Source organism: Pseudarthrobacter niigatensis, from assembly GCF_030812615.1.
Classification (GTDB): Bacteria; Actinomycetota; Actinomycetes; order Actinomycetales; family Micrococcaceae; genus Arthrobacter; species Arthrobacter niigatensis.
This window is the reverse complement of record NZ_JAUSTB010000003.1, coordinates 235310-258949: the sequence shown is the minus strand read 5'-3', so window position 1 is coordinate 258949 and position 23640 is coordinate 235310. Positions and strand designations below refer to the sequence as shown.

At 65.6% G+C, this 23640-nt stretch carries 22 protein-coding genes; 18 read left to right on the top strand and 4 right to left on the bottom strand.

Features of this window, described 5'->3' with window-relative positions:
* Positions 1-89 precede the first annotated feature (89 nt).
* From gcl to bcp, 5 genes are all read left to right on the top strand, one after another.
* Positions 90-1880 carry a glyoxylate carboligase gene (gene gcl, locus J2T23_RS06415; protein WP_307358197.1) on the top strand — a complete coding sequence of 597 codons (1791 nt, stop codon included), beginning with the start codon at positions 90-92 and terminating at the stop codon, positions 1878-1880.
* A 2-nt stretch (positions 1881-1882) separates the two neighbouring features.
* Positions 1883-3076 carry a glycerate kinase gene (locus J2T23_RS06410; protein ID WP_141159197.1) on the top strand — a complete coding sequence of 398 codons (1194 nt, stop codon included), beginning with the start codon at positions 1883-1885 and terminating at the stop codon, positions 3074-3076.
* Complete coding sequence (allB, locus tag J2T23_RS06405; protein WP_307358194.1) at positions 3069-4412, top strand: allantoinase AllB; 1344 nt, start codon at positions 3069-3071, stop codon at positions 4410-4412. The genes J2T23_RS06410 and allB overlap by 8 nt, the downstream gene beginning before the upstream one ends.
* Before the next feature lie 9 nt (positions 4413-4421).
* Positions 4422-5090, top strand: a complete 669-nt coding sequence (locus tag J2T23_RS06400; RefSeq protein WP_307358191.1) for a winged helix-turn-helix domain-containing protein — start codon at positions 4422-4424, stop codon at positions 5088-5090.
* 81 nt (positions 5091-5171) lie between these two features.
* Positions 5172-5651 carry a thioredoxin-dependent thiol peroxidase gene (gene bcp / locus J2T23_RS06395; RefSeq protein ID WP_141159194.1) on the top strand — a complete coding sequence of 160 codons (480 nt, stop codon included), beginning with the start codon at positions 5172-5174 and terminating at the stop codon, positions 5649-5651.
* 68 nt (positions 5652-5719) lie between these two features.
* Here bcp and J2T23_RS06390 read toward each other — a convergent pair whose 3' ends face one another.
* Positions 5720-7108 (bottom strand): MFS transporter, encoded by a 1389-nt coding sequence (locus J2T23_RS06390; RefSeq protein WP_307358186.1) that lies wholly within the window; start codon positions 7106-7108, stop codon positions 5720-5722.
* A 90-nt stretch (positions 7109-7198) separates the two neighbouring features.
* Between J2T23_RS06390 and J2T23_RS06385 the strand changes: the two genes are divergently transcribed.
* Positions 7199-7771, top strand: coding sequence for a GNAT family N-acetyltransferase (locus J2T23_RS06385; RefSeq protein ID WP_307358183.1), 573 nt, complete (start codon positions 7199-7201; stop codon positions 7769-7771).
* A gap of 172 nt (positions 7772-7943) precedes the next feature.
* Here J2T23_RS06385 and J2T23_RS06380 read toward each other — a convergent pair whose 3' ends face one another.
* On the bottom strand, positions 7944-8225 hold the full coding sequence (locus J2T23_RS06380) for a hypothetical protein (protein WP_246839834.1): 282 nt from the start codon (positions 8223-8225) through the stop codon (positions 7944-7946).
* A 245-nt stretch (positions 8226-8470) separates the two neighbouring features.
* On the opposite strand from J2T23_RS06380, the gene J2T23_RS06375 reads away from it, so the two are divergent.
* The 10 genes from J2T23_RS06375 to J2T23_RS06330 all read left to right on the top strand — a co-directional run bounded on the left by J2T23_RS06375 (position 8471) and on the right by J2T23_RS06330 (position 18899).
* Positions 8471-9583: a PP2C family protein-serine/threonine phosphatase gene (locus J2T23_RS06375; protein ID WP_307358179.1), complete on the top strand. Its 1113-nt coding sequence runs from the start codon at positions 8471-8473 to the stop codon at positions 9581-9583.
* Entirely contained in the window at positions 9580-11538 is a 1959-nt protein-coding gene (locus J2T23_RS06370; protein ID WP_307358175.1) for a glycosyltransferase family 2 protein, read from the top strand. The genes J2T23_RS06375 and J2T23_RS06370 overlap by 4 nt, the downstream gene beginning before the upstream one ends.
* A complete protein-coding gene (locus J2T23_RS06365) occupies positions 11538-11870 on the top strand; it encodes an STAS domain-containing protein (RefSeq protein WP_307358172.1) in 333 nt (110 codons plus the stop codon). The genes J2T23_RS06370 and J2T23_RS06365 overlap by 1 nt, the downstream gene beginning before the upstream one ends.
* Complete coding sequence (locus tag J2T23_RS06360; RefSeq protein ID WP_307358168.1) at positions 11863-12288, top strand: ATP-binding protein; 426 nt, start codon at positions 11863-11865, stop codon at positions 12286-12288. The genes J2T23_RS06365 and J2T23_RS06360 overlap by 8 nt, the downstream gene beginning before the upstream one ends.
* Before the next feature lie 201 nt (positions 12289-12489).
* On the top strand, positions 12490-12987 hold the full coding sequence (gene uraD / locus J2T23_RS06355) for a 2-oxo-4-hydroxy-4-carboxy-5-ureidoimidazoline decarboxylase (protein WP_307358166.1): 498 nt from the start codon (positions 12490-12492) through the stop codon (positions 12985-12987).
* Entirely contained in the window at positions 12984-13322 is a 339-nt protein-coding gene (gene uraH / locus J2T23_RS06350; RefSeq protein WP_141182570.1) for a hydroxyisourate hydrolase, read from the top strand. Before uraD ends, uraH begins: the two co-directional genes overlap by 4 nt.
* A gap of 80 nt (positions 13323-13402) precedes the next feature.
* The gene (locus J2T23_RS06345) at positions 13403-14212 is read left to right on the top strand and encodes an IclR family transcriptional regulator (protein WP_307358161.1); all 810 of its coding nucleotides are present in this window, start codon (positions 13403-13405) and stop codon (positions 14210-14212) included.
* Positions 14213-14769: 557 nt separating this feature from the next.
* Positions 14770-15804, top strand: coding sequence for a quaternary amine ABC transporter ATP-binding protein (locus tag J2T23_RS06340; protein ID WP_307358159.1), 1035 nt, complete (start codon positions 14770-14772; stop codon positions 15802-15804).
* The gene (locus tag J2T23_RS06335; protein WP_307358155.1) at positions 15804-17831 is read left to right on the top strand and encodes an ABC transporter permease; all 2028 of its coding nucleotides are present in this window, start codon (positions 15804-15806) and stop codon (positions 17829-17831) included. Before J2T23_RS06340 ends, J2T23_RS06335 begins: the two co-directional genes overlap by 1 nt.
* Before the next feature lie 90 nt (positions 17832-17921).
* A complete protein-coding gene (locus J2T23_RS06330) occupies positions 17922-18899 on the top strand; it encodes an ABC transporter substrate-binding protein (RefSeq protein ID WP_307358154.1) in 978 nt (325 codons plus the stop codon).
* Positions 18900-18979: 80 nt separating this feature from the next.
* Here the strand turns inward: J2T23_RS06330 and J2T23_RS06325 are convergent, their stop codons facing one another.
* Entirely contained in the window at positions 18980-19261 is a 282-nt protein-coding gene (locus J2T23_RS06325) for a hypothetical protein (RefSeq protein ID WP_141159182.1), read from the bottom strand.
* A gap of 128 nt (positions 19262-19389) precedes the next feature.
* The gene (locus J2T23_RS06320; protein ID WP_141159181.1) at positions 19390-20070 is read right to left on the bottom strand and encodes a GntR family transcriptional regulator; all 681 of its coding nucleotides are present in this window, start codon (positions 20068-20070) and stop codon (positions 19390-19392) included.
* Positions 20071-20189: 119 nt separating this feature from the next.
* On the opposite strand from J2T23_RS06320, the gene purU reads away from it, so the two are divergent.
* Positions 20190-21095 (top strand): formyltetrahydrofolate deformylase, encoded by a 906-nt coding sequence (purU, locus tag J2T23_RS06315; protein ID WP_141159180.1) that lies wholly within the window; start codon positions 20190-20192, stop codon positions 21093-21095.
* Positions 21096-21144: 49 nt separating this feature from the next.
* The gene (locus J2T23_RS06310; protein WP_307358150.1) at positions 21145-23637 is read left to right on the top strand and encodes a GcvT family protein; all 2493 of its coding nucleotides are present in this window, start codon (positions 21145-21147) and stop codon (positions 23635-23637) included.
* Positions 23638-23640 lie beyond the last annotated feature (3 nt).

Sequence of the window (23640 nt, the reverse complement as noted above, 5' to 3'; positions counted from 1 at the left end):
CGCCGACACTCCCAAAGTGCCCCGCCACCGCCGGGCCTTCCTTCAGCACACCCAAAAACAGACTTCCCAAGCTTTCAAGGAGCACCCCCATGAGCAAGATGCGTACCGTTGATGCAGCGGTGGCCATCCTGGAAAAGGAAGGCGCCATCGAGGCGTTCGGCCTGCCAGGCGCCGCCATCAACCCCTTCTATTCAGCAATGCGCGCCCACGGCGGCATCCGCCACACCCTGGCCCGCCACGTTGAGGGCGCCAGCCACATGGCCGACGGCTTCAGCCGCGCCAAGGACGGCAATATCGGCATCTGCATCGGCACCTCCGGTCCCGCCGGTACAGACATGGTCACCGGTCTCTACGCCGCCTGGGCCGACTCCATCCCCATGCTCTGCATCACCGGCCAGGCTCCGGTGGCCAAGCTGCACAAGGAAGACTTCCAGGCCGTGGACATCGAGTCCATCGCCAAGCCCGTGACCAAGATGGCCATGACCATCCTGGAGCCCGGCCAGGTTCCCGGCGCTTTCCAGAAGGCCTTCCAGCTGATGCGTTCCGGCCGCCCGGGCCCCGTGCTGCTGGACTTGCCCATCGACGTGCAAATGACCGAGATCGAATTCGATATCGACACCTACGAGCCCCTTCCCGTCGAGAAGCCCAAGGCATCCCGCAAACAGCTGGAAAAGGCCCTGGACATGCTCCTCGCCGCCAAGCACCCGCTGATCGTGGCCGGCGGCGGCATCATCAACGCAGGCGCCTCCGCGCAACTGGTTGAGCTTGCCGAGACCCTCAACGTTCCGGTCATCCCCACCCTGATGGGCTGGGGCACCATTCCCGATGACCACCAGCTGATGGCCGGCATGGTGGGCCTGCAGACCAGCCACCGCTATGGCAACGAGAACTACCTGCAGTCCGACTTCGTGATCGGCATCGGCAACCGCTGGGCCAACCGCCACACCGGCGGCCTGGACACCTACACCGCCGGCCGCAAGTTCGTGCACATCGACATCGAGCCCACGCAGATCGGCCGCGTGTTCTCCCCTGACCTGGGCATCGCGTCCGACGCCGGCGCGGCGCTGGCGGGGCTGGTTGAGCTCGCCAAGGAGCGCAAAACCGCCGGGTCCCTGCCGGACTACAGCGCCTGGGTTGCCGAGTGCCAGGAACGCAAGGCGTCCCTGCACCGCAAGACCCACTTCGAGAACATCCCCATCAAGCCGCAGCGCGTCTACGAGGAGATGAACAAGTCCTTCGGCCGCGACACCACCTACGTGTCCACCATCGGACTGTCCCAGATCGCCGGCGCGCAGATGCTGCACGTCTTCGGTCCGCGCAAGTGGATCAACGCCGGCCAGGCAGGGCCCCTGGGCTGGACCGCCCCGGCAGCCCTCGGCGTCGCCCGCTCCAACCCGGACCAGACGGTGGTGGCGCTCTCCGGCGACTACGATTTCCAGTTCATGATCGAGGAACTGGCCGTGGGCGCGCAGTTCAACCTGCCGTACATCCACGTGGTGGTGAACAACTCCTACCTGGGCCTGATCCGGCAGTCGCAGCGCGGCTTCAACATGGAGCAGAACGTGTCCCTGGCGTTCGAGAACATCAACAGCTCACACCTGTCCGAGGACACCCGCGGCTACGGCGTGGACCACCTGAAGGTGGCCGAAGGCCTCGGCTGCAAGGCCGTCCGCGTGGAGGACCCCAGCGACCTCGCCGCCGCGTTCGACAAGGCCAAGGCCCTGATGGTCGAATTCCGGGTTCCCGTGGTGGTGGAGGTGATCCTGGAAAAGGTCACCAACATCTCCATGGGCGTGGAAATCAACGCCGTGAACGAGTTCGAGGAACAGGCGGAATCCGCCGCCGACGCTCCCACCGCCATCCTGGCCCTGCAGGCCTAACCATGCGGATCGTGATTGCCCCGGACAAATTCAAGGGTTCACTGTCAGCCCCGGAGGTGTGCAGCCACCTGGAAAAGGGCCTGCAGCGCGGGGCCGGCGGAAACCTGGACATCGTCCGGATTCCGGTGGCCGACGGCGGCGAGGGCACCCTCGACGCCGCCGTCGGCTCCGGCTTCACCCGCCGCACGGCAACGGTCACCGGCCCCACCGGACAACCGGTGGAGGCGGACTTCGCGGTCCGGGGCCACGAGGCCGTGATCGAGATGGCGACGGCGTCCGGGCTCGCCCTGGTGCCAAGCGTCCGGAACGGACGCCGACCGGATTCGGCGGATGCCACCACGGCCACCAGCCTGGGCACCGGACAGCTCATCCGCGCAGCGCTGGACGCCGGCTGCCGCCGGATCATCCTCGGTGTGGGCGGCAGTGCCAATACCGACGGCGGCGCGGGCCTCCTGCAGGGCCTCGGCGCCAGGTTCCTGGACAGCAGGAACAACGAACTCTCCCAGGGCGGGGCTGCGCTGGCCAACCTGCACAGCATCGATTTCACCGATTTCGAGCCCCGCCTGGTGGACACCCGCTTTGTGCTGGCGTCCGACGTGGACAACCCGCTGCTCGGTGCCCAGGGCGCCGCGGCGGTGTTTGGTCCGCAAAAGGGTGCCGCGCAACAAGACGTCGGCATGCTCGACGCCGCCCTGGCCAGGTTCGTCGAAGTCCTGGCCAGGGAAATCGGATTCCGCGCCGTCAAGGCCGCCGAGGCTCCAGGAGCCGGGGCAGCCGGCGGGGTGGGCTACGCCGCCATCGCCGTCCTGGCCGCAACGCGGCGGCCAGGCATCGACGTCGTCCTTGAATTCACGGGGCTGGCGGACCGCCTGGCCGGTGCCGACCTGGTGATCACGGGCGAAGGCAGCCTGGACGAACAGAGCCTGCTGGGCAAAACGCCGATGGGTGTGGCCCGGGCAGCGGCAGGCCAGGGTGTTCCCGTCGTCGCCGTCTGCGGCCGGACCACCTTGGACCAGGACCAGGCCGCGGCTGCCGGGTTCGAGGACATCCATGCTTTGACGGCGCTCGAAACCGATGTAGACAGGTGCATAGCAGAGGCAGGGCCGCTGCTGGAGCAGCTGGGCACCCAGATCAGTGCGGGGCTGGCGGCCAACAGACCTGCCACCGCAAGTACCAAGGAGGACCTCCGTGTCTGAAGAACGCTTTGACCTCGTCATCCGTGGCCGGCGCATCCTGACCACCGCCGGCATCGCCCCGCGCGAAGTGGGGGTGCGCAACGGCAGGATCGTGGCCATCGAGCCGCTGGGCAACGGCCTGGCCGGCGCCGAGGTCATCGAACTGGCCGACGACGAGACGCTGCTTCCGGGACTGGTGGACACCCACGTCCACGTCAACGAGCCCGGCCGCACCGAATGGGAGGGCTTTGCCTCAGCCACCCGCGCCGCGGCAGCCGGCGGCGTCACCACCATCATCGACATGCCGCTGAACTCCGTACCGCCCACCACCACCGTGGAAAACCTTAAGCTAAAGCGCGAGGTGGCCGAGGACCAGGCCTTCATCGACGTCGGGTTCTGGGGCGGCGCCATCCCCGGCAACAAGGCCGACCTCCGTCCGCTGCACGACGAAGGCGTCTTCGGCTTCAAGTGCTTCCTCCTGCACTCCGGCGTGGACGAGTTCCCGCACCTCGAGGCGGACGAGATGGAGGAGGACATGGCCGAGCTGAAGTCCTTCGATTCGCTCATGATCGTCCACGCCGAGGACTCGCACGCCATCGACCGGGCACCGCACCCGGGCGGGGACCACTACGAAACCTTCCTGGCCTCCCGCCCCCGTGGCGCCGAGAACAAGGCCATTGCCGAGGTCATTGAGCGGGCCCGCTGGACCGGTGCCCGGGCCCACATCCTGCACCTGTCGTCGTCGGATGCGCTGCCCATGATCGCCAGCGCAAAACGCGACGGCGTCAAGCTCACCGTGGAAACGTGCCCGCACTACCTGACCCTGATGGCGGAGGAAATCCCGGACGGCGCCACCGCCTACAAGTGCTGCCCGCCCATCCGCGAGGCCTCCAACCGGGAGCTGCTGTGGCAGGGCCTCCTGGACGGCACCATCGACTGCATCGTCTCGGACCACTCCCCCTCCACGCTGGACCTGAAAGACCTCGAGAACGGCGACTTCGCCGTGGCCTGGGGCGGCGTCTCCTCCCTGCAGCTGGGCCTGTCCCTGATCTGGACGGAGGCGCGGCACCGCGGCATCCCGCTGGAACAGGTGGTGTCCTGGATGGCGGAACGGCCTGCCAACCTCGCACGGCTCACCAACAAGGGCCAGCTGGCGCTGGGCTATGACGCCGACTTTGCCGTGTTCGCCCCCGACGAGGCCTTCGTGGTGGACGTGTCCAAGCTCAAGCACAAGAACCCCATCACCCCGTACGACGGCAAGGCCCTGTCCGGCGTGGTGCGCAAGACCTTCCTCCGCGGCGCCGCAGTGGACGGCCAGACCCCCACGGGCAGGCTGATCCGCCGCGGCGGCGTCTAGGGACGCGCCATGGCAGTGGAAGCACACCATCCCCGGACGGCAGTACCGCATCGGGTCCATCAGCCGGTTCCGGCCCGACGGGCCACCGCCCACGGGCTGGCCGTCTGGGTGGTTCCGGCCGAAGGAACCACCCCGGACCTCCTGCGCCACGCCGCCCAAATGGTCCTCGCCAGGGCCCTCGAAACTGCTCCGGAGGCGGAAGTCCATTGGCCTGCCGCCGGAGCCCCCATGTCCGGGGTCTCCGCCGGGACGGAAGGAGTCGCAGCCGACTCCTCTCACGCTCCTTCCGCAGCGGAGAACCCCGGCGCAACCGGGCCCGACGGCGGCACGCGCCTGCCGCCGTCGGCCGGCCCCGTCAGCCGGGTCGCCGTGGACCTTGCCGCCGACTCCGTCCTGCTGGACGGCAGCCCGGTGGCGCTGACCGGCGTCGAATACAAGGTGCTGCGCTACCTGGTGACGCACCTGTCCCGCACGGTAGGCCGCGAGGAACTGCAGGAGTTCCTGGAATCGCTGAATTTTCCCGGCGCCACCGCCCGTTCCATCGACGTCTACGTGGGCAGGATCCGCAAGAAACTGGGCAATGCCCGCCACGCCGTGGCCACCGTCCGCGGCGGCGGCTACCAGTTTGTGCCGGGCCCGCACGCAGCCGTTCGGGGTCCGGCGGAATACTGCATATGACGCGCTGGTTTGTATCAGTAAGCGGTGACCCGCTTCACTTGATGTTTGGCCATCACTGACCGAGTCTTACAAAGGAACGCCATGAGCCCCACCCTGACCACCAAGCTTCAGCCCGGTACCCCGGCTCCTGATTTCACCCTCCGGGACGCCCAGGGCCGCGAGACCTCGCTGGCCGATTACCGTGGCAAGAACGTCATTGTCTACTTCTACCCGAAGGCGGCAACCCCCGGCTGCACCACCGAAGCCTGCGATTTCCGCGACAGCCTGGCCTCCCTGCAGGGCAAGGGCTACGAGGTAGTCGGCATCTCCCCGGACGCCCAGGAAGCCCTGGCCGGCTTCAGCGGTGACTTCTCCCTCACCTTCCCCCTCCTGTCCGATCCCGACCACGCGGTTGCCCTGGCCTACGGCGCCTGGGGCGAAAAGCTGGTCCACGGCGAAATCCATGAGGGCATCGTCCGCTCCACCGTTGTGGTGGACCCTGAAGGAAACGTCACCCTGGCCCAGTACCAGGTGCAGGCCGACGGCCACGTCGCCCGCCTCAAGGAAGCCCTGGGAATCTAAACCCGCCACCATTTCCCGCAGCATTTCCACGGACGCCCCAGCACCTTGCGTGCTTGGGGCGTCCGGGCTTAATCCGCAGTTTCCATTGCCGCCTGCGCATACGACGCCGACACCCGGCGGTAGACCGGGGAAAGGAAGGCGAGCAGGGCGGCCAGGATCATGATAAGCCCGGCCACCAGGAATACCAGGGCGATGCCGCGCGAGGTGCCCTCGCCCAGGAGTGGCGCCAGGAGCGCGGCACCGTCCGCGGACCGGGCGTACGGGATGATCCAGTACTGGGCAATGGGGGCGATGAGGAACGCCGTGACGGGAGCGGCGGCGGACTCGAAGGCCATGGCGAAGCCAAAGACGCGTCCCTGCCGTTCCAGCGGCACCATCCGCTGGATGACCGTCTGTTCAGCGGCCTCCACGAATGGCACCAGCACCAGGTACAGCCAGATCCCCAGGATGTAGAGCCATGGCCACTCCCGCAGCGTGAACACGGCGCCGAGCACTCCCATGGCCGCCACGGCAACCAGCAGGGTCCGCAACGGGTTGGCGCCGAGCCCGAATTTCCCAATCAGCGCGCCGCCGATGATGAATCCCGTGGATCCAACCGCGAAGACGGCACCCCACATCTCCACCGAAAACATCTCCAGCCCGTAGGGGTCCATCAGCGCCATGTAGACGCCGCCGATGAAGTTGTTGAACGTGGAAAACACGATCAGCGCGAACAGCCCCGAGATGGCCAGGACGGCAGTGAACGAACCCCGAAGGTCGAAGCCGCCATGGGCGTCCGATGCCGCCACGTGTACCTCCTCGGGTATCCGAAGGGTCAGCAGGTGCGCCGCAGCCAGCGCCGTGAGCACCAGCGCGACGGCGATGGTCCAGCCCATGCCCAGCAACCCGATGGACAGCCCGGACAGCAGGGAGGTGACGATGAACATCAGCCCCTGCACCATTCCCACCAATCCGTTGGCATTCGCCCGCCGCTCCGGCTCGATGAGGATGGTCACCGTGGTGGACAGGGCGATGTTCCGCATGTTCTCCACCACGGCGCCGATCAGGATGATCAGCGTAAAGATCCAGAACCACGGCTGCCCCAGGTCCAGCAGGGACGGGGCAGGAGTGAGCAGGAACATCACCCCTGACACTAAGAACATCACCAAGGTGAAGGCGGCGGCGAACCGCATCACGGCCAGCTTCCGGCAGCGGTCCACGAACGTGCCGAAGCTGATGCTGGACAGGGCAATCAGCAGCATGTAGGCGCCGCCCACCACACCGGTGGCAATCACGTTGCGCGTCTCCAGGTACAGCCAGAACGTCAGCGCGAACCACAGGTAGCTGGTGGTGATGTTGGCCAAAGCCGTGTTGACCAGGATTCCGGCGAAGGTGCGGGAGCGCTCAGCCGGCGTTCGCAGGGCGGCGGCAACGGTATCCGGATCCGCGGCAGCACTGCCCGGTTCCTGCTGGGTCATGCGTCCCAGTGTAGTGACGGGCAACAGGAGCCAACAGGTGGAGATCAGTCCGGCAGGCGGTTCCCGGCCAGCGGCGGCTAGGATCGCAGCATGGCCATTGAGGTGCGACCCGCAACGGTCTTCGAGGACGTCAAGATCCTCGTGGGCCCCAAACGGCCCGACGCCACCGTCTGCTGGTGCCTGAGCTACCGGATTCCCTCGAAGCAAAACGTGTCATTGCGGGGCGAAGAGCGCGGGGAACTGGTCCGGGAGCTGGTGACGCAGGATCCGCCGCCAGGCGTGGTGGCGTACGACGACGGCGAACCGGTCGGGTGGGCAGCGGTGCACCCTCGGGCGGACACCAGCTTCGCCCGCAACAGGCGGATTCCCCACGTTGACGACCAGGACGCCTGGTCGGTGTGGTGCCTCCGCGTCCGGCCCGGCCACCGCGGCAAGGGAATCTCACACCATCTGCTGGGCGGTGCCGTCGCCATGGCCCGCGCTTACGGGGCTCCCGTAGTGGAGGGCTATCCCGTGGACAACGGCGGCCACAAGGTGGACCTCACCATGGCATACGTGGGTACCCGCAAGCTCTTCGAGGCTGCTGGCTTCACCAAGGCTGCGGACACCACCTCGGTGCTCAACGGCTTCCCCCGGGTGCTGATGCGGCTGCAACTGGAATAACAGCGCTACTTCCGGCGCCAGTACTTTCGCCAATCGACTTCCATGGCCCACAACGCCAGCAGCATCGCGTCCATGGTCATGAGTCCAGCCATCAGGTACGACCAACCGACAAACAAACTCACAGCAATCTCCTGACTATCCCCAGCCAATCGATTGCTGCTAAGTGTGGCACCTACAGGGCGGGTACGGAATGCCCTCGGCCCGCAGTCTTTAAAAGGCCCTCCAGCCTGCCATGCGCCTCGGTCTCCAGCTTGAGCCGATGCGTGAGTTTCTCCACCTGCCTGGACATGTGTTCCCCCACCTGCAGCCGGTCCCCGGGCCAACTGGAGACCTCCCGGGATTCGGCGAGGGCCTGCTCCAGTTCCCTGGCAGCGGCCCGCACCTTCCGTGAGTGGAAGAAGACGCGCAGGAAAGCCCTGGCTTTGTCCATTCCGTTTTGTTTTACGTGTTCCATTGGCTTCCCCGCCTTCGGCAACCTTGTCAGCTTCCGCGCGGTCGTCGTCGTACCCTGGTTCCTGGAAAGCTGCTGCGTTATGTCGAGTGTGACCGGCGTTCCTCAACGTCCCGGCAAGCGGACCCCAAGATTCCCGCAAGATCGGGGTGTGCGTGGTTCCCGCACGATGCACTTGTCAGCGACGTCACCGGAAACTGTGAAGCCTAAGACATGCCCTGTGCGCCTTAATACGGTAGAAGTAGAGCATGGTCTCTCCCTCCGAATCCCGCCGTGCGGTGGTCATCGAAGATGATCCGGACATCCGCGGACTGCTGGTCCGTGTCCTGGTCAAGCAGGGCTTCGATGTCACCCACGCGGGCGCCGGCCTGCCGGGCGTGGAGGAAGTCCGCCGCCGCAAGCCGGACCTGGTGACGCTGGACCTGAACCTGCCGGACCTTGACGGGCTGGAGGTGTGCAAGCTCCTGCGCGAATTTTCGGACGCGTTCATCGTGATGCTCACCGCCCGGGCAGACGAACTGGACAAGCTGACCGGCCTGGACAACGGCGCCGACGAATACATCAGCAAGCCGTTCAGCCCCCGTGAACTGCAGTCCAGGATCAATGCCCTGTTCCGGCGCCGGCCCTCCGCCGCCGCGGAGTCCGCTGCCCGGGGCGAACTGGAACGCGCCACGGAGGTGCAGCAAAGCCTCCTGCCGAAAGAGGACATCCGGGTGGACGGCTACGACGTGGCAGGCCTCTTCCGGCCCTCCCGCAACGTGGGCGGCGACTTCTACGACTGGTACCAGACCCCTGACGGGCTCCACCTGACCTTCGCTGACGCGATGGGCAAGGGCATGGGCGCCGCTTTGATCGCGGCCACTGTCCGCGCCGTCATGCGTTCCACCGGCCTGCGCCAGGACCTCGACGCCGGGTTCGCCTCCGCCAGCAAGGCGATCGCCGCGGACCTGGACTCCTCCAACTCCTTCGTGACCCTGTTCCACGCCCGCCTGGACGCAGCGTCCGGCAACGTCAGCTACGTCGACGCCGGGCACGGCCTGGCCCTGCACGTCCAGCCCGCCGGGCCGGCAGACCGCCTCCCCTCGGGCGGACCACCGGTGGGAGCCTGGCCGGGGACGCAATGGCCGCAGGCCAAACTGGAACTGGCACCGGGCGACTCGCTGGTGGTGGTCAGTGACGGCGTGCTGGACGTCTTTGAGTCGGTCGAGGACTTCACCGACGCCGTGCGGCAGGCCACGCAGTCGGCAGGTTCGGCGCAGGAAGCCACGAACTCCATCCTGGCCCTCGCTCCTGCAGAGACCGCCGAGGACGACGTCACGGTGGTCGTGGTCCGCCGCCTCCCCCACGGAGTTGCCGCGTGACCCGCTTCTGGACGCGCCTGGTGGTGGTGCTGACTGTCCTGACCGGCCTGAACTACATTGCCTGGCGCTGGATGTCCTCGCTCAACTGGGACGCCTGGTGGATCGCCCTCCCCCTGGTGGCGGCCGAAACCTACAGCCTCATCGACGTCATGCTCTTCGGCATGACGGTGTGGAACCTGAAAATCCGCAAGGGCGCCCCCGATCCGCCCCATGACGCCACTGTGGACGTCTTCATTACCACGTACAACGAGGACCTGGACATGGTCCTCACCACCGCACTGGCGGCCCAGAAAATCCGGCACCCGCACAGCACCTGGATCCTGGACGACGGCGCACGGCCCGAGCTCAAGGCCCTGTGCGAACAGCATGGCCTGGGCTACGTCACCCGGAGCGGGGACTGGACCAAGGACCTGCCCCGGCACGCCAAGGCGGGCAACCTCAATAACGCCCTCATGGTCACCCACGGTGAGTTCCTGCTGATCCTGGACGCGGACCAGATCCCCGAGCCTGACATCCTGGAAAAGACTTTGGGCTACTTCAACAACCGCCGGGTGGCCCTGGTCCAGACACCCCAGTACTTCAGCAACGTTCCGGACAGCGACCCCCTGGGCAGCCAGGCGCCGCTGTTCTACGGCCCCATCCAGCAGGGCAAGGACGGCTGGAACGCCGCCTTCTTCTGCGGCTCCAACGCCATCCTGCGCCGCGAGGCGCTGATGCAGCTGGGCCTGGTGGGCTACGTCAAGGAGACCGAGAAGAGCATCCGGCGCGCGCTGGCCGCCTCCCGGGCAGCGATCAAGCAGGCCCGGAAGTCGGCGGACGTGGAGTCGCCCCTGGTGGCGGACGTCCTGGACGAGGTGGAGGCCGCCACCCGCGAAGCACAGGAGCAAGTGGACGCAGGCCAGCCCCTCAGCGAGGTCACGTACCGGGTCCGCCGCCGCGTGGACGCCGCCGTGCAGACCCTGGTCCAGGCCGACGTCGCAGCCCTGCAGGCGGACCTCGAGGAAATCGCTGCCATGGAACTGGCCCATGTGGGCGAGTCCGGCGTCCCGGTGGTGGCGGACGACGCCGTGCAGCGGATGTCGGCCCGCGACTGGTCACCCCTCGGTGCCCTGGAATCCGTCCAGGCCGTGCTGGATGCGCTGACCGTGGAACGCAGCAACGAGGCACAGCCCGTGATGCCGCTGGCCACCATTTCGGTCACCGAGGACATGGCCACGGCGATGCGCATGCACGCCATGGGCTGGGAGAGCGTCTACCACCACGAAATCCTGGCGTACGGCCTGGCGCCGGAGGACATCGCCACCATGCTGACCCAGCGCCTCCGCTGGGCCCAGGGCACCATCCAGGTGCTGCTGCGGGAGAACCCGCTGGTGCAGAAGGGCCTCAAGCTCGGCCAGCGCCTGATGTACTTCGCCACCATGTGGACCTATCTCAGCGGCTTCGCTGCGGTCATTTACTTCGCGGCCCCCATCATCTACCTGCTCCTGGGCATCCTGCCGGTCAGCAGCCTCAGCTGGGACTTCTTCATCCGGTTCATCCCGTTCATGGTGGTTAACCAGCTGCTGTTCGCCGTGGCCGGCCGCGGGATCCCCACCTGGCGCGGGCAGCAGTACAGCCTTGCGCTGTTCCCCACCTGGATCAAGGCGTGCACGACGGCGGCCCGCAACGTTTGGTTCGGCCGTCCCCTCGGGTTTGCCGTCACCCCCAAGGCGCGCCAAAGCGGCGGACCCAGCTGGAGCCTGATCCGGCCCCAGATCGTGGTGTCCATCCTGCTGGCCGCCGCCGCCGTCGTCGGGATCGTCCGCCTGGCCACCGGGCTGGCCGAGCCTCTGGGCACCCTGGTCAACGTCGTCTGGGTGGTCTTTGACCTAGTGGTCATGAGCATCCTGGTCCGCGCCGTCCTCTACAAGGGGTACGAACCGGCCGCAGAACCTGAAAACAGAGAGGAATCCTGATGGAGTTCAGTTATGAGGTCAAAGACTCGTACGCGGAGGTCAAGGCGGACGGACGGCTCAACATGGTCTCCGCGCCGAAGCTGCGCGAGTTCGTGACGGATGTGATCGCGGGCGGATCCAACCGGGTCGTGGTTAACCTCGAGAAGACAGCATTCATGGATTCCTCGGGCCTCGGCGCCCTGATCGGCTGCCTCAAGGCCGCGCGCCAGGCCGGGGGCGACCTCCGGATCGCTGCCGTGCAGCCGCAGGTGAACATGGTGCTGAAACTGACCAGCATGGACAAGGTGCTGACCGCCTACCCCACGGCCGAAGCAGCGTTCAGCAATGACTGAGGTCCTGGCCTCGCGCAGCTTCCGCGGACCGGCTGCCGAGGACGCCATCGAAGCCGTCCACAACGGCCTCGACAGCCTCTGGCGGGACGTCCCCTTCGTGGACGACATGGACCAGATGACGTTCACGACGGCGGTCATCGAGTCAGCGTCGAACATCGTCCAGCACGCTGAGCCGGCCGGTGAGCAGCAGGTGGAGCTCGGGGTGGAGACCACCGTGCAGCCGGCGCTGCTGCAGGCACGGGTCAGCGCTTACCACGCGAAGCCGCCGTTCGGCCCGATGGAGGCCTCCACCCCGGACGACAACGCCGAGTCCGGACGCGGCCTGGCGCTGATTGAAGCCCTGGTGACTACAGTGACCTTCGAGCGGCAGGACGGCACCAACACCTGGGTGCTGTCCAGGACGTCCTCGCAGGGATAAGCGCTGGCCAGTCACATCGCAGCCGGACACCCTTTGCTTGACAGCACGCAGGAGCTGCCCTTGAATATTACGTATGCTGAAATAACAGTTCCATGATGCGGAAGCCTGCCGGTAGTATTGCCACAAGCAGGTGTCGGACTCTCCGGCGTCCGCATAGCCGTCACCATGGATGCCAGCATCACCCCAAGGATTACTGCCAGCATGAAGCTTGCCGAATTCAACAGCGCGGATACGGCCTCCGCCCAGGCCCTCCTGCGGCCCTGCATCGACGTCAGCCGCTGGGTGGAGGCGGTGGCCGGAGCCCGGCCCTTCGCCGCCCGCAGTGAGCTCCTGGAGTTCGCCGCCGAGGCCGCCAGCCCCTTCACCCCGCCAGAGGTTGAAGCCGCCATGGCCCACCACCCCCGGATCGGGGAACGCCCGACGGCGGCCAGCACCGAGGCCTCCATGTCCCGTTCGGAGCAGGCCGGTGTGGACCCGGCCGACGCTGCTGTCGCCGAGGCCCTGGCGCGCGGGAACCGGGAGTACGAGGAGAAGTTCGGCCGCGTGTTCCTGATCCGGGCCGCCGGACGCAGCGCCCAGGACATCCTGGCGGCACTGAACCAGCGGCTCACCAACTCCGCGGAAGAAGAAGACAGGATCGTGGCCCAGCAGCTGCGCGAAATCGCCGTACTGCGGCTCGAAGGACTGATCAGCGAATGAGCGTCTCCCACGTGACCACCCACATTCTCGACACCGGTGCCGGACGCCCGGCGGCGGGGGTCGCCGTCGTCCTTTCCCGAAACGACGCCGGCACCTGGCGTGAGCTGGCAGCGTCCAGCACTGACGCCGATGGCCGGGCCAAGGACCTGGGGCCGGAGCGCCTGGAACCTGGCCATTACAAACTGAACTTCGCCACCGGCGCCTATTACGCGGGCCTGCAGACGCAGACGTTCTTCCCGGAAGTGGACCTGGTCTTCGAGGTCACCGGCCCCGAGCATTACCACGTGCCGCTGCTCCTAAGCCCGTTCGCCTACTCCACCTACCGCGGCAGCTAGGGCAATCCCGGCTGCCGCAACCGCCGGGAGCCTGACGCAATGTCACGCCCATCACATCAACCGGCATAGGATCAGGAAGTATGGCTCCTAAAAATGAACCGGAAACCGATACCGATGCCGACGGCGGCCAGTCCGGCGGGGTCCAGTCCGTGGAGCGCGCCCTGACCGTCCTGGAGATCCTGGCACGCGAGGGACATGCGGGCGTGAGCGAAATCGCCGAAGAAATGGGGATCCATAAGTCCACCGTGTCCCGGTTGATGGGTTCGCTGGTGACGCGCGAGATGGTCCATCAAAACAGCGAGCGCGGGAAGTACCAGCTCGGTTTTGGAATCCTTCGCCTGGCCAGCTCTATTCCCGGCCGCCTGAGCCTGGTTCGTGAGGCACGGCCCGTCCTGGAAAGCCTGGCCGAGCAGTTTAAGGAAACCGTCAACCTCGCTGTCCTGCGCTCCAACTACGCCGTTAACGTGGACCAGGCCATGGGTCCCTCAACCCTGGCCACCTACGACTGGGTGGGAAGCCTGACCCCGCTGCACGCCACTTCCAGCGGCAAGGTCCTGCTTGCGGCGCTGGAGGCGGACGAGCGCGAGCGCATCCTGAAGGAGACCGGACTGTCGGCGCGCACCTCCCGCACCATCACCAGCCGGAAGGAACTGGACGCCCAGCTGCTCGACGTGGCGGCCAAAGGGTACGCCGTGGTGCGTGAGGAGTTCGAAATCGGCCTGAACGCCGTGGCGGTACCCGTCTACAACCACCAGGGCACTGTGATCGGTTCGGTCAGCATCTCCGGGCCGGCGTTCCGCTTCGACCCCGAAAAGATCCCGGGCCTGCTGGAAACCCTCAAGGATGCTGGCCTCAAAGTCAGCGCGAATATGGGGTACACGCACCGCTGAAAGACCCCTGACTCACCATCACAATGGCCCCGAATCCCCAAAAGGCTCGGGGTCATTGCCTGTCTGCACGCCGTTGCCCGGGCCTTCCATTGCGGCAAACGCCTACCGAAAGCACCCTCCACGCGGCGCCTCCTGCGCAACTTGAATCACTAAATGCAACATGCTTAGCCCTGACAGCCGGCGTGTCAAGACCCTTGCGCAGTTGTTATCTGCCGCCCCGTAACATCGCGGCGTTATCCGGAAAGCCTTGACAATATGAGTGGTATAAATCACTCTGTTGCGTAATACGAAGTCCGTTGCGTCATCTCCTGGGAAACCAGTTTCGGCAGAAGAACTCCGTTTTGCCGGGCATGCCGCCCACCAGCGTCACCCAATGGCAGGTAAGGCACACAGGAGCCGTGCCTCTCCTGCCACAGATTCCCCCTAAGCACGGCCCGAATACCTCCCCAACGTCGGTACCAGTGCCAGCTCCGGATTCGCGAAGCATCAACACCTGGCACAGCTCTGCCTTCGGCCCAGCCATTGATTACAGCCTCCACACAAGCAGGAGTACAGCAATGAACAGCCCCGCGATATCGGTCCGCAACCTTTGGAAGGTCTTCGGACCAGGGGGAGAGAAGATCCCGGGAAACCGGGAACTGGCCACCCTCGGCTCCGCAGAATTGCTTGAACGCACCAGCTGCGTAGCCGCGGTCCGCAACCTGAGCTTCGACGTCGCAAAGGGCGAAGTCTTCGTGGTCATGGGATTGTCCGGCTCAGGCAAATCCACCCTGATCCGTTGCCTTACCAGGCTCATCGAGCCGACGTCCGGACAGGTCCTGGTGGACGGCAACGATGTCCTGCGGGCAGGCGTGGCTGAACTTCGGGAGCTCCGGCGGCGGAAAGTATCGATGGTTTTCCAACACTTCGGCCTGCTGCCGCACCGCACGGTCCTGGACAACGTCTCGTATGGACTGCAGATACGCGGAACGGCGAAGAACGAACGCCACACCAAGGCCAGGGAAATCATTGAACTCGTTGGGCTCAAAGGCTACGAACAGCACTACCCGGACCAACTGTCCGGCGGTATGCAGCAGCGCGTCGGCCTGGGGCGAGCCCTTGCCGGAGATCCGGACACCATCCTTTTCGATGAGCCCTTTTCGGCTTTGGATCCGCTCATCCGGCGTGACATGCAGGCAGAAGTCATCCGGCTCCACAAGGAAATGGGCAAGACCATGGTGTTCGTGACCCACGACCTCGCCGAAGCGCTGAAACTCGGAGACCGGATCCTGATCATGCGCAACGGAGAGCCTGTCCAGTGTGGCACCGGTGACGACCTTGTAGGCTCCCCGGCGGACAAGTACATCGAGGACTTCGTCTCGGAAGTCCCCCGTGCCGACGTCTTGACCCTTAAATGGATCACGCGGCCGCTGGCCGACACCACGCCCAGGGATGCAGCAGTGCTCAACTCCAGGATGATCATCCGCGACGCCATCCCGGCTGTCATGCACTCCGCCTGCCCGGTCCTTGTCGAAGAGGGCGGCAGGATTACCGGACAGATCGATCGCGACAGCATTCTTTCCGTGCTGCAACCGGCAGAAGCGGCGGCCTGATGTCTGCCCTCCTCGAAAAACAGAAAACCGTCCCGGCTGCCCCCATCATCCTTGAATCACGCCGCAGGCCGAGCCGAAGGACAGTCCTCCTGCTGGCCGCCGGCGCACTCTGGATCCTGGGATTCCTGCTCCTCAACGGCACGGCCACCCTGGCGTTGCCAGCCTCGGAACTGACGGACCTGCACCGCTCGCTGAACCAATTCAACGCCTGGGTGGCGGCAAACCGGGCTGACAACCCGGTCTTCCTTTACTTTTTCACGCCGCTTCGGACCGCCGTGGATGCGGTGGCGAACCTGTTTACCACCACCTTCGCAGCAACGTCCACCGGCCTGCGCCTTCCGGAAATCGGTTGGCTGGGAACGGTAGGCCTGCTCACCTGGATCGCACTGGCTGTCGGCAACGTCCGGGTAGCCCTGCTGACGGCTGTGGTCTTTGTCTTCTTCGGATTTCAAGGCCTGTTCGTGGAAGCCACGTACACGTTCGCCCTGGTTCTGACGTCCGTGCTCCTGACCCTGCTGGTGGGCATCCCGCTTGGCGTACTGTCCGGCATCTACGGCAGGGTAGCCCGGGTCATCACCCCCGTGCTGGACTTCATGCAGACGCTGCCCACCTTCGTCTACCTCGCCCCGCTTGCCCTGGTCTTCCTGATCGGACCGGCATCGGCAGTGATCGCCACGGTGATCTACGCTGCTCCACCCGTCATACGCCTTACCGCACACGGTATCCGCCGCATTCCAGATAACACCCGCGAAGCGTCCGACTCGCTCGGCACCACGGGCCTGCAACGGCTGCTGACATTGCAGCTCCCCATGGCGCGCCGGACCATCGTGATGGGCATCAACCAGGGGACCATGGCCGCCCTGTCCATGGTGACCATCGCCGCCCTGATCGCCGCTCCGGGCCTTGGCCAGACGGTGGTCCGGGCCCTGCAGTCCCTGGACGTTGGTACTGCAGTCAATGCCGGGCTCTCCATCGTCCTGCTGGCCATCGTGCTGGACCGGGTGACCACAGCAGCCAGCCGCCGCGCGGAACCCGGCGCAGCCGCCAAACGCCGCCTGGGCCGCAAGGCCCGTGCCGGACTCCTCGGGATCGCGCTGGCTGTGGTCCTGGTCATGGTGCAGTTGTCCAGGACCATGCTGTGGGCAGCAGCCTTTCCCCAGGACCTCAATGTTGGACCGGCCATCGTCCAGGCCGTGAACACCGCCAGCCACTGGCTGCAATCGAACGTGTCGCTGTTCACGGTATCCCTGCGTGAAGGTGTTACCGGAACAATCCTCAACCCGTTCCAGTCGTTGCTGACCGAGACGCCCTTCTTCATCCTCGTCGCAGTGGTCGCCATCGTGGCCTACGCACTGGGCGGCTGGAAGCTCGCGGCCGTAACCACTGCCTGCCAGGGAGTCATCATCTACCTCGGACTCTGGAGCGACGCCATGGTCACCCTCGCCGGAACCCTCGTTGCCACCGCCGTGGTAATGGTTTTGGGAATTGTCTTTGGCGTGGCCATGGGCCGGTCCAGCCGCGTCGACCAGCTCATGCGGCCCCTGCTCGACGCGGGCCAGACCATGCCCTCCTTCGTCTACCTCGTGCCCTTCCTTGGCCTCTTCGGAGCCACCCGCTTCACTGCGATCATCGCGGGCATCATCTACGCCGCCCCGGTCGCCATCAAGATCACCGCCGATGGAATCGCGGCGATCTCACCGACTGTCGTCGAGTCGGCGATCGCCAGCGGTTCGACGCCGTGGCAGGTAATCACCAAGGTGCAGCTGCCCATGGCGAGGCAATCCCTGGCCCTCGCTGCCAACCAGGGGCTGATCTACGTGTTGGCCATGGTAGTGGTAGGAGCCCTGGTCGGCGCCGGCGGCCTCGGATACGACGTCGTGGCAGGCTTCGTCCAGAGCTCCATCTTCGGCAAGGGCCTTGCCGCCGGCCTGGCCATCGTGTTCCTCGGAATCATGATGGACAGGATGACGCAGGCTGCCGCCGCCGCTCCGACGCGCAGAATCCCCGCGTCCACGCCCGCCACGTAAGCGTTCCACCCCCGCTCACGCCCCAATGCCCCTGCAAACTTGCCTGCTCCCAGGCGAGAAGTCCCGTATGCCCTAACAAGGAGACCCACCATGAAGAAAGCTGAAAGGCTGATAAAACGCACCTTGCCGGCAATGGCCGGAGCTGCCGCCGCAGCCCTGTTCCTCGCAGGCTGCGGCGGAGCATCGGTAAACCAGGCCGCTGCGGCAGGCGGTGCCACGGGAACACCCTGCGGCAGCGTAAACGTCGCAATGAACGCGTGGGTGGGTTACACCGCCGACGCAGCCGTCTACAGCTACGTGGCGAAAAACAAGCTCGGCTGCAGCGTCGTCCAGAAGGACCTCAACGAGCAAGTCTCCTGGCAGGGCTTCGCCTCCGGGGAAGTGGACCTCATTATCGAAAACTGGGGGCACGCCGACCTGGCGAAGCAGTACATCACTGACCAGAAGGTGGCCGTCGATGCCGGACCAACCGGAAACGAAGGGCACATCGGCTGGTACGTTCCGCCATGGATGGCCGAGAAGTACCCGGACATCACCGACGGGCAGAACCTCAATAAATACTCTTCGATGTTCACCACCTCAGAGTCTGGCGGAAAGGGGCAGGTCCTTGACGGCGATCCCGCCTTCGTCACCAATGACGAGGCGCTGGTGAAGAACCTGAACCTTGACTACAAAGTGGTCTTCGCCGGATCGGAAGCGGCCCTCATCCAATCATTCCGGACTGCGCAGCAGAACAAGACACCCCTTCTCGGCTATTTCTACGAGCCGCAGTGGTTCCTTTCCGAGGTTCCGTTGAAGAAAGTGAACCTGCCGGCGTGGACCGAGGGCTGCGACGCCAACCCCGAAAAGGTTGCGTGCGACTATCCGACCTACAAGCTCAACAAGGTCATGTCCAAAAAGCTGGCGGACAGCGGCTCACCGGCCGCCAAGCTGGCCAAGGCATTCACCTGGACCAACGAGGACCAGAATTCGGTTGCTACGGATATCCAAGGCGGCATGACGCCTGAAGCGGCGGCAAAGAAGTGGGTGGATGCCCACCAGAGCGTGGTGGATGGTTGGCTTAGCTGACAAGCGTTCCCATTGCCGTACCAAGGGGAGCGGCCCGGAGGAGTTTAGTACCCGGGCCGCTTTCCCTTGGTTTTCCAGGGTCACACCCAGATCTGGTAGCCGGAGGACTTGTCGAAAATGCGCCGGGTGCTGATGCCCTCGGCGGCGATCCAGAGCACCGAGCCGTCCTCCGCAGCCTGGTCCACCACCCCGCTGGCCACGTGCTCCCCCCGCAGCCACACCTGGACGCTGCGGCCGGGCAGGCGCGCCCAGTCGGCCCGGAGGCCGAGAGCCGTTTTCGACGTGCCGCCGCCCTGGCCATCCTGTTCGAGGTCAGGGTCGGTGGCATCACGTGGGGCTTCAAGGGTTGTCCGGGAATCCACTGGCCACTCCGATCGCCGGCGCCGTCGCCGCTCGAATCCATCACTGATATTTGATTGATATATCAATCTGGATTTCGAGTATGGTCCAGGTCACACTCCCTGTCAACAGGTACCCGGGGCGAAAGGCGCTAGGCCTTGAAAAGCGCCTCCCGGACCGCGCTTTCGAATCCGCTGACGTGGGCCCGGGCAAGCTCCGCGGCCCGCTCCTCATCCCCGTCGATGACGGCGCGGAGCAGATCGAGGTGTTCATGAACGTGGTGTGACAGGTCCGGCAGCCGGTCAATGACCATGCACCAGATGCGCGTTGCCAGGTTGTCATAGCGGATCAGGATGTCTTCCAGGTGCGGGTTGGCGGCGGCGGCGTAGATGCCCTGGTGCACCCGGGCATCGAGCTGCAGCGTCTCTGTCACGGTTGCCGAAGAGACATCGAACGCCTCAACCTTTTCGAGGGTGGCACGCAGCTCGTCCCGGACCGCGGGGGAAGCCACCCGTGCGGCACGGGCGGCCGCAAGGGGCTCGAGCTGGGCGCGGATCTCCGAAATAAAGGAAAGGTCGGTCACGTCCACCCGGGTAGCGAAAGTGCCACGGCGTGGGTAGGTCTTCACCAGCCGGTCCAGCTCCAGCCGCTTCAGGGCTTCGCGTACCGGAGTCCGGCCGACACCCAGATTCTTGGCCAGGAGCTCATCGTTCAGCAGCTCTCCGGGCTTAATTTCAAGGGTCAGCAGCCAGTCGCGGATGCTCTCATAGGCAACGTCAGCCAGGGACTTCTTCCCCATGGCATCAGCCACCGCCAAAGCTTCGAATGCCATGCTGAGCCCCTTCTTCCCAACCAGAAAACCTATTGACCTCGCCTGTAGACCAGTATACGCTGGCACCCAATCTAATATATCAGTCCGTTGCTTTTGAATATATCTAGAAGGAGCAGGGTATGACCCTCATCGAAACAGCCCCAGCAACCACCACCCTGCCGGCACTCAAAGAAGAGCAGCCGCAGAAGTTCGTGCTGACCCTGTCCTGCAAGGAGCAGGCAGGAATTGTGCAGGCCGTCACCACGTTCCTGTTCGAGCGCGGCTTCAATATCGACGAGCACCAGCAGTTCGACGACAGCCTGCGCGAGACACTCCACCTGCGCACCGCGTTCTCCGGCTCCCCCAACTACACGCCTGCCATGCTCGAGGAAGAGTTCGCGGGCATCGCCAGCCGGTTCGACATGAAGTTCAGCTTCCACGACCAGACCGCCAAGCGCGTCCTGGTCATGGTGTCCAAGTTCGGCCACTGCCTCAACGACCTCATCTTCCGCTGGCGGGGCGGCAGCCTTGGCGGCGAACTGGTTGCGGTCGTTTCCAACCACGAGACCCACCGTGCCATGGCGGAAGCAGCAGGGCTCCCCTTCATCTACGTCCCCGTCACCCCTGACACCAAGGCGGACGCAGAGCGCCGGCTGCTGGACCTGGTGGATGAGTACGAGGCCGACCTCGTAGTCCTGGCCCGTTACATGCAGGTTCTCTCCGACGATCTCTGCCGGGCACTGGAGGGCCGGGCCATCAACATCCACCACTCCTTCCTCCCGGGCTTCAAGGGCGCACGCCCCTACCACCAGGCCTACGACCGCGGCGTCAAGCTGGTGGGCGCCACCGCCCACTACGTCACCGCCGACCTGGACGAGGGTCCGATCATCGAGCAGGAAGTCATCCGGGTGGACCACACCTACGGCCCGGCGCAGCTGTCCACCGTGGGCCAGGACGCCGAAGCACTGGCCCTCTCCCGCGCTGTCCGCTGGCACTGCCAGCACCGCGTACTGCTGGACCAGACCAGCACCGTGGTGTTCCGGTAAGCAGCCCCCGCCCGCAGACATAACCCGTAAAGCAGCAGGAGAGACTCCCTTGGAATCGTCACCACGCATTGTCATTATCGGAGCCGGCATCGTCGGCACCAACCTCGCGGATGAACTCGTCACGCGCGGCTGGAACAACATCACCGTCCTGGACCAGGGACCCCTCAACATGCCCGGCGGCTCCACCTCGCACGCCCCGGGACTGGTCTTCCAGACCAACCCCTCCAAGTCCATGGCCCTGTTCGCCAAGTACACCGTGGAGAAACTGCTGTCCCTCACCGAAGACGGCGTCAGCTGCTTCAACCAGGTGGGTGGCCTGGAGGTTGCCACCACCGAAACCCGCCTCGCTGACCTGAAGCGCAAGCTCGGCTACGCGCAGGCATGGGGCATCGAAGGCTCCATACTTTCCCCGGCGGAATGCAAGGAGCTCTATCCGCTCATCAACGATGAGGACATCCTGGGTGGCCTCCACGTTCCCAGCGACGGCCTGGCCAGCGCCGCCCGCGCGGTCCAGCTGCTGATCAAGCGCACCGAGGCGGCCGGCGTGAAGTACGTCGGCAATACCGAAGTCACCGCCATCGAGCAGTCCGGCCGCCGGGTCACCGGGGTCCAGACGCCCGACGGCGTGATCCCGGCAGATATCGTCGTCTCCTGCGCCGGATTCTGGGGCGCCAAGGTCGGCGAACTGATCGGCATGTCCGTACCCCTGCTGCCGCTGGCGCACCAGTACGTCAAGACCACCCCGGTTCCTGCCCAGCTGGGCAGGAACGAGCTGCCCAACGGTGCCCGCCTGCCCATCCTCCGCCACCAGGACCAGGACCTCTACTACCGCGAACACGGCGACCGCTACGGCATCGGCTCCTACGCCCACAAGCCGATGCCCGTGGACCTGGACGAACTCGGCAGCTTCAAGCCGGACGAGATCAGCGAGCACAACATGCCCTCCCGGCTGGACTTCACCCTCGAGGACTTCCTCCCCGCGTGGGAAGCCACCAAGCAGATCCTGCCCGCACTGCGCGAAAGCGAGATCGAGGACGGCTTCAACGGCATCTTCTCCTTCACCCCGGACGGCGGCTCCCTGGTGGGCGAGTCCAAGGAACTGGACGGCTTCTTCGTGGCCGAAGCCGTCTGGGTAACCCACTCGGCAGGCATTGCCCGCGCCGTGGCCGAGCTCCTGGTGGACGGCAAGTCCTCCATCGACCTGGGCGACTGCGACATCCACCGCTTCGAGGAAGTCCAGCTGACCCCCGAGTACGTCAGCGAAACCTCGCAGCAGAACTTCGTGGAGATCTACGACGTCCTGCACCCGCTGCAGCCCAAGCTCTCCCCGCGCAACCTGCGCGTCAGCCCCTTCCACGCCAGGCACAAACAGCTGGGCGGCTACTTCCTGGAAGGCGGCGGCTGGGAACGCCCCTACTGGTTCGAGGCCAACGCCGAGCTCCTCAAGGAGATGCCCGCAGACTGGCAGCCGCCGGCCCGTGACTCCTGGTCCGGCATGTTCAGCTCGCCTATTGCCGCGGCCGAGGCATGGAAGACGCGCACCGCCGTCGCCATGTACGACATGACCCCGCTCAAGCGCCTCGAAATCTCCGGACCCGGCGCCCTGAAGCTGCTGCAGGAACTGACCACCGCGGAAATGGACAAGAAGCCCGGAGCCGTCACCTACACCTTGCTGCTGGATGGGCAGGGCGGGGTCCGCAGTGACATCACCGTGGCCCGCCTCAGCGACGACACCTTCCAACTCGGCGCCAACGGCAACATCGACACCGCCTACTTCGACCGGGCAGCCCGGCACCAGACAGCAAGCGGCAGCGCCGAAGACTGGGTCCAGGTCCGCGACACCACCGGCGGCACCTGCTGCATCGGCCTCTGGGGCCCGCTGGCCCGTGAGGTGGTCGGCGCGGTCAGCAGCGATGATTTCTCCAACGACGGACTGAAGTACTTCCGGTCCAAGCAGGTGGTTATCGGCGGCGTCCCGGTCACCGCCATGCGGCTGTCCTACGTCGGCGAACTGGGCTGGGAGCTGTACACCAGCGCCGACAACGGCCAGCGCCTCTGGGACGCGCTGTGGAAGGCCGGGCAGCCGTTCGGCATCATCGCCGCGGGCCGCGCCGCCTTCAGTTCGCTCCGTCTGGAAAAGGGCTACCGCTCCTGGGGCACCGACATGACCACCGAGCATGACCCCTTCGAGGCTGGCCTCGGTTTCGCGGTGAAGATGGCCAAGGAGAACTTCGTCGGAAAGGCAGCCCTGGAGGGACGCACCGAGGAAAACTCCGCGCGCCGCCTGCGCTGCCTGACGGTCGACGACGGACGAAGCCTGGTGCTGGGCAAGGAACCGGTGTTCTATAAGGACCAGGCGGTGGGTTACGTCACCAGCGCCGCCTACGGCTACACCGTCCGCAAGCCCATTGCCTACTCCTACCTCCCCGCGGAGGTATCCATCGGCGATTCAGTGGAGATCGAGTACTTCGGGCGCCGGATCGTGGCCACCGTGACCCAGGATCCGCTGTACGACCCCACCATGTCCCGGCTGCGCGGCTAGCAC